This window comes from Pseudomonas kurunegalensis, assembly GCF_030291635.1.
In the GTDB taxonomy this organism is placed as follows: domain Bacteria; phylum Pseudomonadota; class Gammaproteobacteria; order Pseudomonadales; family Pseudomonadaceae; genus Aquipseudomonas; species Aquipseudomonas monteilii.
Genome location: NZ_CP127871.1, coordinates 772,693 through 790,139, shown reverse-complemented (window position 1 = coordinate 790,139; position 17,447 = coordinate 772,693). Strand labels below are relative to the sequence as shown.

Annotated in this window: 18 protein-coding genes and 6 tRNA genes; 13 read left to right on the top strand and 11 right to left on the bottom strand. The window is 62.2% G+C overall.

The features are described 5' to 3' along the window. Nucleotides 1-4: 4 nt before the first annotated feature. Both QQ992_RS03575 and QQ992_RS03570 read right to left on the bottom strand, forming a co-directional pair. Nucleotides 5-80: transfer RNA gene (locus QQ992_RS03575), tRNA-Thr, on the bottom strand. 71 nt (nt 81-151) lie between these two features. Beyond that, nucleotides 152-562 (bottom strand): pilin, encoded by a 411-nt coding sequence (locus tag QQ992_RS03570; RefSeq protein WP_286112229.1) that lies wholly within the window; start codon nt 560-562, stop codon nt 152-154. Nucleotides 563-778: 216 nt separating this feature from the next. Between QQ992_RS03570 and QQ992_RS03565 the strand changes: the two genes are divergently transcribed. Genes QQ992_RS03565 through yacG form a run of 4 tightly spaced genes read left to right on the top strand, consistent with a single transcriptional unit; the run spans nt 779 to nt 3,676 of the window. Beyond that, on the top strand, nt 779-1,987 hold the full coding sequence (locus tag QQ992_RS03565; RefSeq protein WP_286112228.1) for a type II secretion system F family protein: 1,209 nt from the start codon (nt 779-781) through the stop codon (nt 1,985-1,987). Nucleotides 1,988-1,989: 2 nt separating this feature from the next. Further along, nucleotides 1,990-2,856 carry a prepilin peptidase gene (locus QQ992_RS03560; protein WP_286112227.1) on the top strand — a complete coding sequence of 289 codons (867 nt, stop codon included), beginning with the start codon at nt 1,990-1,992 and terminating at the stop codon, nt 2,854-2,856. After that, nucleotides 2,856-3,479: a dephospho-CoA kinase gene (gene coaE / locus QQ992_RS03555; protein WP_286112226.1), complete on the top strand. Its 624-nt coding sequence runs from the start codon at nt 2,856-2,858 to the stop codon at nt 3,477-3,479. Before QQ992_RS03560 ends, coaE begins: the two co-directional genes overlap by 1 nt. After that, complete coding sequence (gene yacG / locus QQ992_RS03550) at nt 3,476-3,676, top strand: DNA gyrase inhibitor YacG (RefSeq protein WP_016484797.1); 201 nt, start codon at nt 3,476-3,478, stop codon at nt 3,674-3,676. Before coaE ends, yacG begins: the two co-directional genes overlap by 4 nt. Nucleotides 3,677-3,728: 52 nt before the next feature. Here yacG and QQ992_RS03545 read toward each other — a convergent pair whose 3' ends face one another. Further along, complete coding sequence (locus QQ992_RS03545) at nt 3,729-4,436, bottom strand: energy-coupling factor ABC transporter permease (RefSeq protein WP_286112225.1); 708 nt, start codon at nt 4,434-4,436, stop codon at nt 3,729-3,731. Between the two features lie 86 nt (nt 4,437-4,522). Here QQ992_RS03545 and QQ992_RS03540 point away from each other — a divergent pair, with 86 nt between their 5' ends. The 4 genes from QQ992_RS03540 (at nt 4,523) to QQ992_RS03525 (ending at nt 7,325) form a co-directional block, all read left to right on the top strand. Further along, nucleotides 4,523-4,954 (top strand): hypothetical protein, encoded by a 432-nt coding sequence (locus QQ992_RS03540; RefSeq protein WP_025754726.1) that lies wholly within the window; start codon nt 4,523-4,525, stop codon nt 4,952-4,954. Between the two features lie 55 nt (nt 4,955-5,009). Then, on the top strand, nt 5,010-5,639 hold the full coding sequence (locus tag QQ992_RS03535) for a DUF1780 domain-containing protein (protein ID WP_013970766.1): 630 nt from the start codon (nt 5,010-5,012) through the stop codon (nt 5,637-5,639). A 132-nt stretch (nt 5,640-5,771) separates the two neighbouring features. Further along, nucleotides 5,772-5,945 (top strand): DUF3094 family protein, encoded by a 174-nt coding sequence (locus tag QQ992_RS03530; RefSeq protein WP_013970765.1) that lies wholly within the window; start codon nt 5,772-5,774, stop codon nt 5,943-5,945. An 84-nt stretch (nt 5,946-6,029) separates the two neighbouring features. Next, on the top strand, nt 6,030-7,325 hold the full coding sequence (locus tag QQ992_RS03525) for an NAD(P)/FAD-dependent oxidoreductase (RefSeq protein ID WP_063911149.1): 1,296 nt from the start codon (nt 6,030-6,032) through the stop codon (nt 7,323-7,325). A gap of 116 nt (nt 7,326-7,441) precedes the next feature. Here the strand turns inward: QQ992_RS03525 and QQ992_RS03520 are convergent. The 8 genes from QQ992_RS03520 to rluD form a co-directional block, all read right to left on the bottom strand. Beyond that, nucleotides 7,442-7,517, bottom strand: a tRNA-Lys gene (locus tag QQ992_RS03520). A 5-nt stretch (nt 7,518-7,522) separates the two neighbouring features. Beyond that, nucleotides 7,523-7,599: transfer RNA gene (locus QQ992_RS03515), tRNA-Pro, on the bottom strand. A 46-nt stretch (nt 7,600-7,645) separates the two neighbouring features. Beyond that, nucleotides 7,646-7,721: transfer RNA gene (locus tag QQ992_RS03510), tRNA-Lys, on the bottom strand. Nucleotides 7,722-7,727: 6 nt separating this feature from the next. Continuing rightward, nucleotides 7,728-7,804 (bottom strand) — tRNA-Pro (locus tag QQ992_RS03505). A gap of 4 nt (nt 7,805-7,808) precedes the next feature. Then, a tRNA-Asn gene (locus QQ992_RS03500) sits at nt 7,809-7,884 on the bottom strand. 374 nt (nt 7,885-8,258) lie between these two features. Continuing rightward, complete coding sequence (clpB, locus tag QQ992_RS03495) at nt 8,259-10,823, bottom strand: ATP-dependent chaperone ClpB (protein WP_286112224.1); 2,565 nt, start codon at nt 10,821-10,823, stop codon at nt 8,259-8,261. Between the two features lie 174 nt (nt 10,824-10,997). Continuing rightward, nucleotides 10,998-11,738 (bottom strand): peptidoglycan editing factor PgeF, encoded by a 741-nt coding sequence (gene pgeF / locus QQ992_RS03490; protein WP_119368760.1) that lies wholly within the window; start codon nt 11,736-11,738, stop codon nt 10,998-11,000. After that, a complete protein-coding gene (gene rluD, locus QQ992_RS03485) occupies nt 11,735-12,697 on the bottom strand; it encodes a 23S rRNA pseudouridine(1911/1915/1917) synthase RluD (RefSeq protein ID WP_026020366.1) in 963 nt (320 codons plus the stop codon). Before rluD ends, pgeF begins: the two co-directional genes overlap by 4 nt. 147 nt (nt 12,698-12,844) lie before the next feature. Here rluD and QQ992_RS03480 point away from each other — a divergent pair, with 147 nt between their 5' ends. The 5 genes from QQ992_RS03480 (at nt 12,845) to QQ992_RS03460 (ending at nt 17,446) form a co-directional block, all read left to right on the top strand. Beyond that, the gene (locus QQ992_RS03480; protein WP_016713393.1) at nt 12,845-13,864 is read left to right on the top strand and encodes an outer membrane protein assembly factor BamD; all 1,020 of its coding nucleotides are present in this window, start codon (nt 12,845-12,847) and stop codon (nt 13,862-13,864) included. A gap of 94 nt (nt 13,865-13,958) precedes the next feature. Beyond that, nucleotides 13,959-14,189 (top strand): PP0621 family protein, encoded by a 231-nt coding sequence (locus QQ992_RS03475; protein WP_016713394.1) that lies wholly within the window; start codon nt 13,959-13,961, stop codon nt 14,187-14,189. A 273-nt stretch (nt 14,190-14,462) separates the two neighbouring features. Continuing rightward, a complete protein-coding gene (locus QQ992_RS03470; protein WP_003247561.1) occupies nt 14,463-15,227 on the top strand; it encodes a FadR/GntR family transcriptional regulator in 765 nt (254 codons plus the stop codon). A 90-nt stretch (nt 15,228-15,317) separates the two neighbouring features. After that, nucleotides 15,318-16,520 carry an ABC transporter substrate-binding protein gene (locus QQ992_RS03465; protein WP_286112223.1) on the top strand — a complete coding sequence of 401 codons (1,203 nt, stop codon included), beginning with the start codon at nt 15,318-15,320 and terminating at the stop codon, nt 16,518-16,520. Between the two features lie 65 nt (nt 16,521-16,585). After that, nucleotides 16,586-17,446, top strand: coding sequence for a branched-chain amino acid ABC transporter permease (locus tag QQ992_RS03460; protein ID WP_016713397.1), 861 nt, complete (start codon nt 16,586-16,588; stop codon nt 17,444-17,446). The last annotated feature ends 1 nt before the right edge of the window (nt 17,447 follow it).

Genomic DNA, 17,447 nt, shown 5'->3' with positions numbered 1-17,447 from the left:
GAACTGGTGCCGGAGACAGGAATCGAACCTGCGACCTTCGCGTTACGAGTGCGCTGCTCTACCGACTGAGCTACACCGGCGTGTAGCGCAACGTACCACTGCTCACACCCGCAACGCAAACCCCTGTTTCCGCTAGTTTAATCCCCTACCCTCAAGCCCCCTTGCAACCCTTGGGCGCCAGGTCTTCCTCGATGTCGGTAGTGCACGCCCACCCACTGGCCGAGCGCGTCAAGGTCAGTGCCTTACCCATCACATTGGCCGGCGCATCCACCAGCGTACATTCAATCTTCCCGCTGCCATCCGCCGCCTTGCCTCCGGCGGTGATCGCACAATGTGTCGTGGCAGATTGACCACCCAGCTCGGCCACGCCTCCCACGTCTTTCCCGTCATTCAGGCGCAGGTCCATCGCCGTCTTCAGCGCGCTGATTTCCAGCAACCCGGCGGCCGCCTTGGAGCGTGCCTGGTGGTTGGTGTACATCGGTAAGGCGATGGTCGCCAGAATGCCGATGATCGCGACAACGATCATCAGTTCGATCAGGGTGATACCGCGTTGCCCTTTCATGAACGTATTTCCTTTTTCATTCGCTTACACGTTGAGGTCGGTTGCGCCCCAACCGGCAGCGGCGCAGTAGGCCTGAACAGACACCTTTTGTCACCCCTGCCCGCTTGGGCGTCATCTTCGCTGAACTACTCTAGTGAGCATCACGGACGCGCGCCCTTGCATGGACGCGGCAAGCTGTTTCCAGGCTTGTCGCACGGGCACAAAAAGGACCTTTGCATGACTTCATCTTCCCCGCTCTACAGCTGGCATGGCACCGACGCCAACGGCACGCCGGTCAGTGGCCAAACACCCGGGCGCAGCCCGGCTTATGTGCGCGCCGGGCTGATTCGCCAGGGCATCACGGTGGCCAGTTTACGGCCGGCCAGCGGGCTGACGTTCAGTTTGCCGAAGCCGCGCGAGAAGGCCGACCCGGCGGGTTTCAGCCGGCAGTTGGCGACCTTGCTCAAGGCCGGCGTGCCGCTGTTGCAGGCGTTCGAGGTGATGGGGCGCAGTGGCTGCAATTCGGCGCAGGCGGCGTTGCTGGAGCGATTGAAACAGGATGTGGCCTCGGGCCTGGGGTTGGCGGATGCGTTGCAGCGTCACCCGGTATGGTTTGATGCGCTGTACTGCAACCTGGTGCGGGTGGGTGAGCAGTCTGGCACGCTCGATCGCCAGCTGGAGCAGCTGGCGGGCATGCTGGAACAGCGGCGGGCGCTGCACAAGAAGGTGCGCAAGGCGATGATCTACCCGCTGCTGCTGTTGCTGACCGGGCTGGGGGTGTCGGCGATTTTGTTGCTGGAGGTTATTCCGAAATTCGAGAGCCTGTTTGCCGGTGTGGGCGCAGCTTTGCCGGCATTTACCCAGTGGGTGATCGACTTGTCCACAGGGCTGAGTCGGTTTGCGCCGCTGTTGCTGGTGATGGCTGCGGTGTTAGGTTTTGCCGGGCGTCAGCTTTACCGGCAGCACGCGCCAGCACGCCTGTGGATATCTCGGCAGGTGCTGGGTTTGCCGGTGTTCGGCAAATTGCTGGGGCAGGCGGCGCTGGCGCGGTTTGCGCGTAGCCTGGCAACGTCCTACAGCGCCGGGGTGCCGTTGCTGGACGCGTTGGGTACGGTGGCCCGGGTAACCGGTGGCGATCTGCACGAGCAGGCGGTGTTGCGGCTGCGCCAGGGCATGGCCAATGGGCAGGGGCTGAACCAGGCGATGGCAGGTGAACCGCTGTTTCCACCGTTGCTGGTGCAGCTTACGGCCATCGGTGAATCCAGCGGCACGCTGGACCAGATGCTGGAAAAGGCCGCGAGCCATTACGAGGAACAGGTCAGCCAGGCGCTGGACCAGTTGACCAGCCTGCTGGAGCCGGCCATCGTGCTGATCCTGGGCCTGCTGGTCGGTGGCCTGGTGGTGGCGATGTACCTGCCGATCTTCCAGTTGGGTAGCTTGATCTGAACATGACTTTATGGACTTTGCTGGCTGAGCAGCCGGCGTACTTCCTCACCCTGGCCACGCTGCTCGGTCTGTTGGTGGGCAGTTTTCTCAATGTGCTGGTGTATCGGCTACCGATCATGCTGGAGCGGCAATGGCAGCGTGAGGCACAAGAAGTGTTGGGGCTGCCGGTTACGCAACACGAACGGTTCGACCTGTGCCTGCCCGCCTCCCGCTGCCCACATTGCGCGCATCAGATTCGCGCGTGGGAGAACATTCCGGTCATCAGTTACCTGGCATTGCGCGGGCGCTGTTCATCCTGCAAAACCCGCATCAGCCCGCGCTACCCGGTGGTGGAAATCGCCAGCGCGCTGCTGTCGCTGGTGGTGGCGTGGCGCTTTGGCGCTTCTGGCGAAACCTTGCTGGCACTGCCGCTCACCTGGTGCCTGCTGGCGCTGAGCCTGATCGATGCCGAGCATCAGCTGTTGCCGGATGTGCTGGTGCTGCCAATGCTGTGGCTGGGGCTGATCGTGAACGCCTTCGGCCTTTATGTGCCGTTGACCGACGCGCTGTGGGGCGCGGTGGCCGGGTACCTCAGCCTGTGGACGGTGTACTGGGTGTTCAAGCTGGTCACCGGAAAGGAAGGCATGGGCTATGGCGACTTCAAGCTGATGGCGCTGATCGGGGCCTGGGGTGGCTGGCAGGTGTTGCCGCTGACGCTGCTGCTGTCGTCGGTGGTGGGGGCGCTGGTTGGCCTGTGCCTGCTGCGTTTGCGCCGGCATGCCATGGGCACGGCGATGCCGTTCGGGCCTTATCTGGCGATTGCGGGGTGGATTGCCGTGCTCTGGGGTGATGAAATAGTCGCCTCTTACATGCAACTGCTTGGATACTGATGGCCACTGCAGCCTTTACCCCCTGGATTCTCGGCCTTACCGGCGGCATTGGTAGCGGCAAGAGCGCCGCTGCCGAGCGCTTCGTCGAGCTTGGCGTGCACCTGGTCGATGCCGATCAGGCGGCGCGCTGGGTGGTCGAACCCGGCCGCCCGGCCCTGGCCAGCATTGTCGAGCGCTTCGGCCCGGGTGTGCTGCAGGCCGACGGCCAGCTGGATCGCGCCGCCCTGCGCCAGCTGATCTTCGCCGACCCGGCGCAGCGCAAATGGCTAGAGCAACTGCTGCACCCGTTGATCGGACAGGAGATTTTCAGCTACCTGGCCAAGGCGCAGTCGCCGTATGCGGTATATGTGTCGCCGCTGCTGATCGAGTCGGGGCAATACCATAAGACCCAGCGCGTGCTGGTGATCGATGCGCCGCAGGCGCTGCAAGTGTCGCGCACCCTGGCGCGGGACAACACCAGTGCCGAGCAGGTGCAGGCCATTTTGCAGGCCCAACTGGCCCGTGAGGATCGCCTGCGCCATGCCGATGACGTTGTGGTCAATGACGGCGACCTGGCCGCGCTGCATCAGCAGATTGACCGCCTGCACCACTTTTACCTGACTTTGAAAGGAGGCCAGCCATGAGCCAGCCATTGACCGTCGACTGCCCGACCTGTGGCGCACCTGTGGAATGGAACGAGAAAAGCGCGTTCCGGCCGTTTTGCTCGGACCGTTGCAAGCTGATCGACCTCGGGGCCTGGGCGGCTGAGGAACACAAAATTCCGGGGGCTGAAGAGTCTGAGGATGAGCTGTATTCGGGGGACCTGGAGCCGCGGCACTAAGCGGATTTCAAGGTGGCTGTGCCCGCGAAGAGGCGGCACGGCCACCACAAACTCACCGCTCATCCTCCTTCCAGGGCGCCTGCAAATACCTTGTGCGGTTAAAGGTTTCCAGCCACTCCGGGCAAAACACTACCAGCGCACTGATCACCATGCCGTTGATGAACGCCTCGGGGAACATCATCAGCCACAGGTAGCCCACAAAGTCGCTAAGCCATTCCGGCATGGCAAAGCGCCCATCCAGCCACAACACCCCTAGCGCCGCCGGCACGCAAACAAGCACGGCGAGCGCCGCAGGAAAGAACCCCGAACAAAAAATATAAACGAACAGGTTTCGCGGTTGAGCGCGCTCGACCACGATCGCGCACACCTCGGTAATCAGCACCGGCAAGCCAATCAGCAACAAGCCGTTCACCCCCAGCGCCGCCAGGTCCTGACGCCCCAGCGCCAGCAAACCGAGCTGAGCCATGAACCCACCCAGCACCGCCAGCGGCCAGTCCAGCAACAGGGTAACGGCCGTCATGCCGATGAAGTGGTACGACACCCCGGTATCGAAATCACGCCTCACCAGCCACAACGCAAACAGGCAAAACACGGTGCCAAACAACAGATGCTGGCGGCGCCGGTCGGTGAACAGCTCAACCCAGCGCACCCGGCTGACCGCCCACACCAGCAAGGGTACGTAACCCAGCCAGCCAAGAGTAAGGGTGGTACCGGACAACACCTGCGCGCTGATCACCTGAGCAATACCCTTTGCAGCCATGTGGATAAACCCGAGTCTACACCCATTCTCCGTTTCCTTCGGCTGCGGTAGGCTGGCGCCCTCATTCGATGCAGGAAGCATTGGCCATGCCGGAAGGAATCAACCCCACCCTGCTGCTGGCAGCAGCACTCAACGCCATCATTGGCGTACTTCACCTGGCAGTGATCGCCGTTGGGCCACGCTGGTACCGTTTGTTCGGGGCTGGTGAACGCATGGCGGTGGCCGCCGAAAAGGGCCGCTGGTACCCGGCACTTGTCACTGCCGCCATCGCCTGCGTGCTGCTGGCCTGGTCGGCCTATGCGCTGTCGGCTGCCGGGGCAATCGGGCGGCTGCCGTTGCTGCTGCCAGCCATCTGCCTCATCACCCTGGTGTACCTGCTGCGCGGCCTGCTGGGGCCCAGATTGCTGGCGGGCACCGGGCGTTCGCAGCGTTTTATCGTGGTCAGTTCACTGATCTGCCTGGGCTTCGGCCTGGTGCACCTGGTCGGGCTGGTGCAACAGTGGCCAGTGCTGGGCTGATTCCCGCGCTTAAACAGCATCTTACCGTCATCGATTAACGGCTAAGCTTGTCTGCATGGATGACTCAGACTACCTGCGCCTGCTTACCATCCAGGCCGAACAAGCCAATGCCTTTCTCTCCAACGCCCGCAAGTGGGAGCGGGAGCGTTGGGTGTGCCAGCGACTGTTGCAGGGGCTGAACATTCCCTACCGCAGCGAAGACTTCACCCCGGCCGGCCAGGAACCGCCAGACGTGCTGTTCCGCGATGCCGCGTTCGAGGTATTTTTCGTGCTGGACGAAGGCCGCCGGCTGAACGATGAATGGCGCGAAGAGCTGCAACGGCGGCGCAGTGCATTTTCTCTGGCGCAACTGGTGCGCCGCGAAGCCCGCCCTCGGCGCATCAGTGCCACCGAGCTGCTGGGGCGCCTGGCGCCGACCTTGCGTAAAAAGGCGCACAACTATCGGGAGCGCGGGCTGGAGCTGAACGAGCTGGACATCATCGCCTTCGCCAGCCTCAAGCGCGAAGTGCTCGACCTCAACACCCACTTCCCGCCGCCTACCGAGTACCTGCGCCAGGGCTGGCGCTCACTGTCGCTGGTGGGGCCGACCTTTGCCCGGGTGCTGTTCGCCCACCCAGACGCGCCAGACTTTCTGCGCGGTAACCTGGGCCGCAGCATCGTCTTCGACGTGGGCATCAGTCTTTGATCCAGTGCAGCGAATGTTTGCGATGGCGTACACTCGGCGCCAGGGATAGAAAGCATTATCATTTGTTTCAAGCGCTTGCGCGAACGCTGTAGCGTTTGCGCAGTCACAAACGTCTACCTGACGAGGCCCACCATGACCAGCCGCCTGAATCCGGAAGATCAGCGTCGTGTCGATGAGTATCTGCGAGCCCCCCAGCACCAAGTCGAGCGCAGGCCCTTCCGGCCGTGGCTGCTCCTTGTGCTGGTGGTGGCCGTGACCATCGGGTTGGGTCTCATCAGCCGCCTGCTGAGTGGACTGGTGCTATGAGCTGCTTCGCGCTCGCCCTCCCCTCGTGCAGTTTGCGGCCGGCCCTCTGGGCCACGAATTCCGTAAACCTTATGAGATATCCCCATGACTCATCGCATCGTGATTGTCGGCGGCGGCGCCGGCGGCCTGGAACTGGCGACCCGCCTGGGTAAAAGCCTGGGCAAGCGCAAGCAGGCCGAGATTACCTTGGTCGACGCCAACCTCACGCACATCTGGAAACCACTGCTGCACGAAGTGGCTGCCGGCTCGCTGAACTCCTCGGAAGACGAACTGAACTACGTGGCCCAGGCCAAGTGGAACCACTTCAACTTCCAGCTGGGGCGCATGAGCGGCCTGGACCGTGAAGGCAAACAGATTCAACTGGCCGCCACCCTCGACGAAGAGGGCCGCGAGCTGCTGCCTGCGCGTACCCTGGGCTACGACACCCTGGTCATTGCTGTGGGTTCCAACACCAACGACTTCGGCACCCTGGGCGCGGCGCAGCACTGCCTGTTCCTGGACACCCGCAAGCAGGCCGAGCGCTTCCACCAGCAACTGCTGAACCACTACCTGCGCGCCCATGCCGGCGATGTGGCCAGTGAGAAAATCAGCGTCGCCATCGTCGGCGCGGGTGCCACCGGTGTGGAGCTGGCGGCCGAACTGCACCACGCCGCCCACGAACTGGCGGCCTATGGCCTGGACCGCATCCAGCCCAAAGACATGCACATCACCATCATCGAGGCAGGCCCTCGCGTACTGCCAGCGCTGCCAGAGCGCATCAGCGTGCCGGTACACAAGACCCTGGAAAAACTCGGCGTGAAGGTGATGACCAACGCTGCGGTCAGTGAAGTGACCGAGGACGGGTTGAAGACCAAGGACGGCGAAGTGATCCAGGCCAGCTTGAAGGTGTGGGCGGCAGGTATCCGTGCGCCGGGCTTCCTGAAAGACATCGATGGCCTGGAAACCAACCGCATCAACCAGCTGGTCGTGCGCCCTACCCTGCAAACCACCCGCGACGACAACATCTTCGCCTTCGGCGACTGTGCCGCTTGCCCGCAACCGGGCAGCGACCGCAATGTGCCGCCACGGGCCCAGGCGGCGCACCAGCAGGCTTCGATGCTGGCGCAAAGCCTTAAGGCGCGTCTGGAGAACAAGCCGCTGCCGACCTACGAGTACAAGGACTACGGCTCGCTGGTGTCGCTGTCGCGCTTCTCGGCGGTAGGCAACCTGATGGGTAACCTGATGGGCAGCGTGAAGCTGGAAGGCTGGCTGGCGCGGATGTTCTACGTGTCGCTGTACCGCATGCACCAGATGGCGTTGTACGGGTTCTTCCGTACGGCGTTGATGATGCTGGGGAGCAAGATTGGCCGGGGTACCGAGCCGCGGCTGAAGCTGCACTGATTGAAAGCCAAGGGTCGCTGATGCGGCCCTTCTTTTTGCGCTTCTACCGGCTGTGGGTTCAGCACTTTTTGCAAGGCAAAGAAAAAGGGCATCTCTTTCGAGATGCCCTTTGTTCATGGTGGGTCGTGTAGGATTCGAACCTACGACCAATTGGTTAAAAGCCAACTGCTCTACCAACTGAGCTAACGACCCAAAAATGGTCGGGGTGAGGGGATTCGAACTCCTGACATCCTGCTCCCAAAGCAGGCGCGCTACCGGACTGCGCTACACCCCGGGTCTTTCAAAAAAAAGGGCATCTCTTTGAGATGCCCTTCTTTACATGGTGGGTCGTGTAGGATTCGAACCTACGACCAATTGGTTAAAAGCCAACTGCTCTACCAACTGAGCTAACGACCCGGAAAATGGTCGGGGTGAGGGGATTCGAACTCCTGACATCCTGCTCCCAAAGCAGGCGCGCTACCGGACTGCGCTACACCCCGAGATTGGCTCCGCGACCTGGACTCGAACCAGGGACCCAATGATTAACAGTCATTTGCTCTACCGACTGAGCTATCGCGGAACTGAACTTCGGTACAACTTACCGATTTGCTACTCCGAAGACCGTGTTCGCTTCGGACTCTTTGGCTTCTTCGCTTTCGCGTTGTCGCTGCTGAGGCCGGCTATTCTACATTCTTCGTTTTGCTTGTCAACCACTTTTTTTCATTCAACTTACTGATTTGTAAGTTGTTTTGCGGTCACCGATGTTGCTGGTGATTCGCTTAGTGCCTGACAACGCGGCGTATATTAGGGGCACTCGAAAATTGATGCAAGCAAAAATTTCAAAAATTTCAGCAGGTTATCCAAAATATCCGCGAAACCCCGATTTTACTGGGGCCGGTATAGGTTAACGGCCAAAAAAAGCCCCGCAAATGCGGGGCTCATGGTGCAACAGAATCAGCCAAAGACGATTTCGTCGCCTTCCACCTTGGCGGTGATCGCCGTACCTGGCAAGAACTTGCCCGCCAGAATCAGCTGCGCCAGCGGGTTTTCGATCCAGCGCTGGATGGCACGCTTCAGCGGCCGTGCGCCGTACACCGGGTCGTAACCCACGGCAATCAGCTTGTCCAACGCCTCCGGGCTCAGGCTCAGCGACAGTTCGCGTTCCAGCAAGCGGCTGCGCAGGCGGCCCAGCTGGATTTCGGTAATGCCGGCAATCTGCTCGCGGCCCAGTGGTTCGAACACCACCACTTCGTCGATACGGTTGATGAACTCTGGGCGGAAGTGCGAACCCACCGCATCCATCACCGCTGCACGCTGTGCTTCGCGGTCGCCCACCAGTTCCTGGATCTGCGCCGAGCCCAGGTTGGAGGTCATCACGATCACGGTGTTGCGGAAGTCCACGGTGCGCCCGTGGCTGTCGGTCAGGCGGCCGTCTTCCAGCACCTGCAACAGCACGTTGAACACATCCGGGTGGGCTTTCTCCACCTCATCCAGCAGCACCACCGCGTAAGGCTTGCGCCGTACCGCTTCGGTCAGGTAACCGCCCTCTTCGTAGCCGACGTAGCCTGGTGGTGCACCGATCAGGCGAGCCACGGAGTGTTTCTCCATGAACTCGGACATGTCGATACGCACCATGGCCTCTTCGGTGTCGAACAGGAACTCGGCCAGCGCCTTGCACAGCTCGGTCTTGCCCACACCGGTCGGGCCGAGGAACAGGAACGAGCCACTTGGCCGGTTAGGGTCGGACAGCCCGGCACGCGAGCGGCGCACGGCGTTGGCCACAGCAGTTACCGCCTCGCCCTGGCCAATCACGCGCTGGTGCAGCAGTTCTTCCATTTTCAGCAGCTTTTCACGCTCGCCTTCGAGCATCTTGGCCACCGGAATACCGGTCCACTTCGATACCACTTCGGCAATTTCTTCCTCGGTCACCTTGTTGCGCAGCAACTGGTTCTCGGTCTTGCCGTGCTGGTCGACCATTTGCAGACTGCGTTCCAAGTCCGGGATTACCCCGTACTGCAGTTCGGCCATGCGGCTCAGGTCACCTTTGCGACGGGCGGTTTCCAGCTCTTGGCGGGCCTGCTCGATCTTTTGCTGGATCTGCGCCGAGCCCTGCACTTCGGCCTTTTCCGAAGCCCAGATTTCTTCCAGGTCGGAATACTCACGCTCCAGCCGCTCGATTTCCTCGGTCAGCTTCTCCAGGCGTTTTTTCGCCGCTTCGTCTTCTTCTTTCTTCAGTGCCTGCGACTCCACCTTCAACTGGATCAGGCGGCGATCAAGGCGGTCGAGCACTTCCGGCTTGGAGTCGATCTCCATGCGGATGCGGCTGGCGGCTTCGTCGATCAGGTCGATGGCCTTGTCGGGCAGCTGGCGATCAGTGATGTAGCGGTGGCTGAGCTTGGCCGCAGCGATAATGGCGCCGTCAGTGATGGCCACCTTGTGGTGCACTTCATAGCGCTCTTTCAGGCCACGCAGAATGGCGATGGTGTCTTCTTCGCTCGGCTCTTCTACCAGCACCTTCTGGAAGCGGCGCTCCAGCGCAGCGTCCTTCTCGATGAACTGGCGGTACTCGTTCAGCGTGGTGGCGCCAACGCAGTGCAGTTCGCCACGGGCCAAGGCTGGCTTGAGCATGTTGCCGGCGTCCATGGCGCCCTCGCCTTTGCCGGCGCCGACCATGGTGTGCAGTTCGTCGATGAACAGGATGATCTGGCCTTCCTGCTTGGACAGCTCGTTCAGCAGGCCTTTCAAACGCTCTTCGAACTCGCCACGGTACTTGGCACCGGCAATCAGCGCGCCCATGTCCAGCGCCAGCAGGCGCTTGCCTTTGAGGCCGTCGGGCACTTCACCGTTGATGATGCGCTGGGCCAGGCCTTCGGCGATGGCGGTTTTACCCACGCCAGGCTCACCGATCAGCACCGGGTTGTTCTTGGTGCGGCGTTGCAGCACCTGCACGGTACGGCGGATTTCATCGTCACGACCAATCACCGGGTCCAGCTTGCCTTCTTCGGCACGCTTGGTCAGGTCGACGGTGTACTTGTCCAGCGCCTGACGCGACTCTTCGGCGTTGGCATCGTTCACTGCCGCGCCGCCGCGCAGGTTGTTGATGGCATTTTCCAGGGCCTTCTTGGTCACGCCCTGACTCAGCAGCAGTTTGCCAAGTTTGCTGTTCTCGTCCATGGCGGCCAACAGCACCAGCTCGCTGGAAATGAACTGGTCGCCTTTCTGCTGGGCCAGGCGGTCGGCCTGGTTGAGCAGGCGCGCCAGGTCCTGCGACATGTTCACGTCACCGGTGGGGTTCTGGATTTTCGGCAGCTGGTCGAGCTCTTTCACAAGCCCCTGGCGCAGGCTGTTGATGTCGAAGCCAACCTGCATCAGCAGGGGCTTGATGGAGCCGCCCTGCTGCTCGAGCAGTGCCTGCAACAGGTGCACGGGCTCGATGGCGGGGTGGTCCATGCCAACGGCCAGGGATTGGGCATCGGATATTGCAAGTTGCAGCTTGCTGGTCAAACGGTCTATTCGCATGGTGTACCTTCCTTTAAAGGGCAGGTCGGAGCGATGGACAGCGCCTGTTTATGAAGAAACCTGCCTGAGATGACCTTATAGATAGGGCTGATTCTGGAAGATTCAAGCGTAGCGGGGTTGACCGGGGTCAGCGTTTGGAATGCTGGGGGCGCTGTGCGCCCCAGCTTCTTGAGTTCAGCGGGTTTGCAACCACACCAAAGAAGCAAACCGCCCACCCTGCGGGGTACGGCGATAGGAGAAGAACCGCTCATCGCTGACCGTGCACAAGCCGCCACCATACACAGCGGTCACCCCACGGGCAGCCAGGCGAATACGCGCCAGCTCGTAGATATCAGCCATCAACTTGCCCGGCCGCTCACCTTCGACAAAAGCGCGGGCCGCTTCCGGATGCACCGCCGTAAAGGCATCACGCACTTCCAGCCCTACTTCGAAGGCCTGCGGGCCAATGGCCGGCCCCAACCACACCAGCACCTCTTCTGGCGGCAGCGCCAGGCGGTCCAGCGTGGCTTCCAGCACGCCACCGGCCAACCCGCGCCAGCCCGCATGCGCTGCTGCCACGCGCGTCCCCGCCCGGTCGCAGAACAGCGCAGGCAGGCAATCGGCAGTCATCACGGTGCAGGCAATGCCTGGCTGGTCGGTCCAGCTGGCGTCGGCTTCGGCCACCACAGCCGGGTCGGCATCCGCCACCACCAGGCCATGCACCTGCTTGAGCCAGGCTGGCTGGATGGCGAACGCGTCGCTCAGCCGGCGGCGGTTCTCGGCGACCGCCGCAGGGTCATCCCCTACGTGGTCGCCAAGGTTGAAGGTTTCGTAGGGCGGCAGGCTGACGCCGCCCTGACGGGTGGTGACACAGGCGCGAACCGAGGCCGGGGCCGGCCAGTCGGGAAACAACAGCGACTGCGTCAGGCCACTCATCCGATAAAGCTCTCGCGGTCTTCGTTCAGCAGCGTCAGCAACCAGAGGAAGTCATCCGGCAGTGGCGATTCCCACTTCATGACTTCACCGGTAATCGGGTGGGCCAAGGCGAGGAAACGCGCATGCAGTGCCTGGCGCGGGAAGGTTTTCACCGCCTCGACCATGGTTGGGCTGGCAGCCGGCGGAATGCGGAAGCGCCCACCGTACGTCTGATCACCCACCAGCGGGAAGCCGACATGGGCCATGTGCACGCGAATCTGGTGAGTACGGCCGGTTTCCAGCTTGACCCGCACATGGGTGTGCGAGCGGAAGCGCTTGAGCACACGGTAGTGGCTGACCGCCGGCTTGCCGCCGTCGGTGACGGCCATGCGCTGGCGCATACCGCCGTGGCGGCCGATCGGGGCATCGATCTTGCCACCGGACGTCACCACGCCAATCACGATGCACTCATAGATGCGGCTGACTTTGCGGGCTTGCATCTGCTCAACCAGCTTGGTCTGCGCCTGCAAGGTCTTGGCCACCACCATCAGGCCCGTGGTGTCTTTATCCAGACGGTGAACGATACCGGCACGCGGCACGTTGATGATGTCTGGCACGTGGTGCAGCAGCGCATTGAGCAGGGTACCGCTGGCATGGCCTGCGGCCGGGTGTACAACCAGGCCCGCAGGCTTGTTGATCACCAGGATGTGGTCGTCTTCGTAGACGATATCCAGCTCGATGTCTTCTGCGATCCACTCGCCCTGGGCCTCTTGCTCGGCCTCCAGAGCAAGCACAGAGCCACCATAAACGGTATCGCGAGGACGCACGACGGCGCCATCGACCGTCAGGCGGCCTTCTTTGATCCACGTAGTAAGCCGCGAACGCGAGTACTCGGCGAACAATTGGGCGGCGACCTGGTCGAGGCGTTGACCGCCCAGATCGGACGGTACCTCTGCGCTAAGTTGAATGATCTCGGACATGCTCGATTCGGCGGGCGCACAGCCTTTGGTTTCGGCTGCGAGCTTGTGGTTAAATACGGCTTCTTTTGTCCCGGGGTTGGCCGGGGCGCTCATCATAACAGGACGGCACCGCCCAAGACAGCGGCCGTCAAAGGGACGCAAGCCGCCATGCAAGTGAAACACCTGCTGCTGATCGCCATCCTCGGGCTTACCGCGGCCTGTTCCTCTAATAAAGAGGTCATTGACGAGAACCTCAGCGAAGCCGAGCTGTACCAGCAGGCGCAAGCTGACCTGGACAACTCCAGCTACACCAGCGCCGTGAACAAGCTCAAGGCCCTGGAATCGCGCTACCCGTTCGGCCGCTACGCCGACCAGGCGCAGCTCGAGCTGATCTACGCCAACTACAAGAACTCCGAGCCCGAGGCTGCCAAGTCGGCTGCAGAGCGCTTCATCCGCCTGCACCCGCAGCACCCGAACGTCGACTACGCCTACTACCTCAAGGGCCTGACCTCGTTCGACCAGGACCGTGGCCTGCTGGCGCGTTTCCTGCCGCTGGACATGACCAAGCGTGACCCGGGTGCCGCCCGCGACTCGTACAACGAGTTCGCCCAGCTGACCAGCCGCTTCCCCAACAGCCGCTACGCGCCAGACGCCAAGCAGCGCATGATCTACCTGCGCAACCTGCTGGCCTCGTATGAAATCCACGTGGCCGATTACTACCTGAGCCGCCAGGCTTATGTGGCCGCCGCTAACCGTGGCCGCTACGTGGTCGAAAACTTCCAGGAAACCCCCTCGGTCGGTGACGGCCTGGCGGTGATGGTCGAGTCGTACCAGAAGATGCACCTGGACGAACTGGCCGCCAGCAGCCTGGAAACCCTCAAGCTCAACTACCCGGACCACCCGAGCCTGGTCGATGGCGAGTTCCAGCCCAAGCAGACCGAGTCTGACGGCCGTGGCTGGCTGTCCAAGGCTACCCTGGGCCTGATCGAAACCGACACCCCGCTGCCGCCGGGCGAAACCCGCGCCAACCAGGACGTGGTCAAGCAGTTCCAGGACGCGCGCGACGAGATGCCGCAAGAGCTGCTGCCGAAGGACGAGAACGGCGACCCGATCGTGCCGGAAGGCCCGAAAGAAGCCGAGAAAGACCGCTCCTGGTTCAGCTACATGACCTTTGGTCTGTTTGACTGACACACAGCGGTAAATGAAAGGGAGGCCTTGGGCCTCCCTTTTTTATTGGCCGCGTCCTAGACTGTCGGCTTCTTCAACCGACAAGCTGGACACCATGGTTCGCCTACTTTTCTGGATCGCCCTGATCGCCGCCGCGTTCTGGCTGTGGCGCAAGTTCAAAGTCAGCCAGCAGTCGCACCCCGAGGCGAAGCTGGATGCGCCACTGAAGATGGTGCGCTGCGCCCATTGTGGCGTGCATTTGCCCAACGACCGGGCGCTGCAGCAGGGCAATGAGTGGTATTGCAGCCAGGCACACCTGCAACAAGGCCCTGGCCGCCAAGGCTGAACACAGCTCCCTCTGTAGGAGCGGCCTTGTGTCGCGAAAGGGTCGCAACGCGGCCCCAGAAATTCTGCGTAAAAGCTGATATCGCCGGGGCCGCCTTGCGACCCTTTCGCGACACAAGGCCGCTCCTACACTCGATACGTGTAATCCTGTTGCCACTTATCCCTCCCCGACCCTTTCGCACCAATTACGACCCCTCCCCCGCCGCCAGCATTGACCCACCCCGCCAAAACTCGCTAAATCCTATTTATCCGCATAAATATGAAAAATAGCGAAATGCTCAAACCCAAACGCAAGCGCCAGAAGCTGTCCGATGTGATCGTCGAATCGGTCAAGCGCTCGATCGTCACCGAAGCGCTGCACCCCGGTGACCGCCTGCCCACCGAGCGTGAGCTGATGGAGCATTTCGAGTGTTCCAAGGGCACCGCCCGCGAAGCACTCAAGGCGCTGGAAGTCGAAGGCCTGGTCAGTACCCGTACCGGCCCGACCGGCGGCGCCTACCTCAATGAAGTAGGTACCGAGCCGGCCAGCCGCGCGCTGCGCAATTACCTGCACTTCCAGCACCTGGACGGCGAGCAGGTTTACCAGCTGCGCAAAGTCATCGAGGTAGAGCTGGCGGTGTCGGTGATGGGCAAGCTGAGCGAAGCCGACTACGCCGCGTTGCAGGCCAACATCGACTTCTGCAGCGCACCGGAAGACAGCGAGGAAGGCCAGCGCGAGCAACGCCTGGCAGAGCTGGAATTCCACACGCTGCTGGCCGACCGTTGCCCGAACCCGTTGCTGCGGTTCATGGCGGTGTTCCTCAACGACCTGCTGCGCGACCTGGTGGTGCTGAAAAAGGCCTACCTGCCCAAGCGCCAGCAGTTCGCCGCCGCCAACATCGACTACCACAAGCAACTGCTGACCGCCCTGCGCGCCAGCGACGAACCTGCTGTACGCCGGCTGATGCATGAACACATGTGCGACGCCGAGCACCACATGACCGCGCTGGAAGGCGAGGTTGCCCGCAACTTCCTGCTGGAGTTCGACCACCACCACTGATGCGCCTGGTAAGAGGCCTGCACACAGGCCCGGCCGTACCCGCTTTGTCATTGCCACTCCTGCCTAATAACCACAACCAAGGAGTTACTCATGCAAAGACGTACCCTGCTCAAGGCAGGCCTTGCCCTGGGTGCCTTAGGTAGCCTCCCCTTGGGAGCGCACCGGGCATTCGCCGACCAACCGCTGACCTTCTATGGGCTCAAGTCCATGTCGGGCGCCTTCGCCAGCTACGGCAAGTACGCCGACATGGGGTCGCGCCTGGCCATCGCCGAGTACCCGCAGCTGCTCGGCCACCCGCTCAAGTACAAGGTCATCGACACCGAAGGCAACGCCGGCAAGGCGGTGCGCAAGGTACAGGAAGCCATCGGCCAGGATGGCGCACGCTTCTTCCAGGGCTGCACCCTGTCGTCTTCGGCACTGGCGGTATCGAAGGAAATCCACAAGGCCGGCGGCGTGTTCATGACGCCTGTGGGCGCCGATGAAATCACCGGTAAAGACTGCAACGCCTCGACCTTTCGCTGGTCGGTGCCCACCTACGGCGCCATCCGCGAAACCCTGGTGCCCATGATCCGCCAGCTGCCCCAGGCCAAGCGCTGGTATACCATCACCCCGCAATACGTGTTCGGCGACGCCCTGCTGGACAACGCCCGCAAGGTGTTTGCCGAGCTTGGCGTGGAACACATCGGCAACAGCTACCACTCGCTGCAGGAACAGGAGTTCTCCGGCTACCTGACCAACGCCATCGCCGCCAAACCCGATGTGCTGGTGCTGCTCAACTTCGGCAGCCAGGCCTCCAATGCCCTGCGCCAGGCCGTCAACTTCGGCATCAAGGACCGCATGAAAGTGCTGATGGTGTGGTCTGCCGGCCTCGACCAGTTCCAGGAGCTGGGCAGCGACGTGCTCGAAGGCGTGTACCTGGGTGCCCAGTACTGGCACCAGGTCGATACCCCGCTGAACAAGCAACTGGTTGCCGCCACCCGCAAGGCCTATGGCATCAACCCCAACTACCCGCTGGCTGCCGACTATATCGGCACCAAGGTCATGCTCGAAGCCATCGTCAAGGCCGGCAGCCTAGAGGGCGCCGCCGTGTCTGCGGCATTGCAGGGCATGCGCTTCCAGGGCCCGACCGGCGAAGAACTGATCCGCCCTGGCGACCATCAGGTACTCAAGGATTACTACCTGCTGCGCGGCAAGTCCCAAGGGCAGATGCGCGACGAGGACGACCTGGCCGAAGTCATCAGCTCGGGCCGTTCGTTCGTCGAGGTCGACCACACCGGTTGCGCCCTGGCCTGAAGCCGCGGCGTTAGTCACACACACTCGTACAGGCAGCCGCACCGCGCGCTGTCGAGGGCACGCTCATGCTCGATTTGTACCTGTTCCAACTGCTCAACGGCCTGGGCCTGGGGATGATCTACTTCCTCATCGCCGTGGGCCTGACGATCATTTTCGGCCTGCTCAACTTCGTCAACTTCGCCCACGGCGCGTTCTTCTTGCTGGGCGCCTACCTGTGCTACACCGCCGTGGCCATCACCGGCAACTTCTGGCTGGCACTGCTGATTGCACCGCTGGTGGTAGCCGCCCTGGCCTGGGCGGTCGAGCGCCTGTTGATCAAGCGCATCTACCACCTGCCGCACACCTTCCAGATCCTCGTCACCCTCGGCATCGCGCTGATCATCCAGGAAGCCTCGGTGCTGATCTGGGGCCCGGTGGGCAAGAACATTGCGGTACCGCCCGAGCTGCGCGGGGTGCTGATCCTCGGTGATTTCATCTACCCCTACTACCGCCTGTTCCTGATCGGTTTCGCCGCGCTGATCGGCCTTGGCCTGTGGCTGCTGCTGGAGCGCACCCGCTTCGGCGCACTGGTGCGGGCCGGTAGCGAAAGCACCGAGACCGTGTCGCTGCTGGGCACCAATATTTTCCGCCTGTTTTCCCTGACCTTCGCCCTGGGCGTGGGCCTGGCCGGCGTGGCGGGTGTGCTGTTCGCCCCGCTACGGGGTGCGCAACCCTTCGTCGGCCCGGAAATCCTCGGCATTGCCTTCGTGGTGGTGGTGATCGGCGGCATGGGCTCGTTCGGCGGTGCGCTGGTTGGCGGCCTGCTGGTAGGTGTGGTGCAAAGCATGATGACCAGCCTCTGGCCGCAAGGCGCCAGCCTGATGATCTACGGCGCCATGGCCGCCGTGATTCTGGTCCGTCCCTATGGCCTGTTCGGGAGAGCCTGAG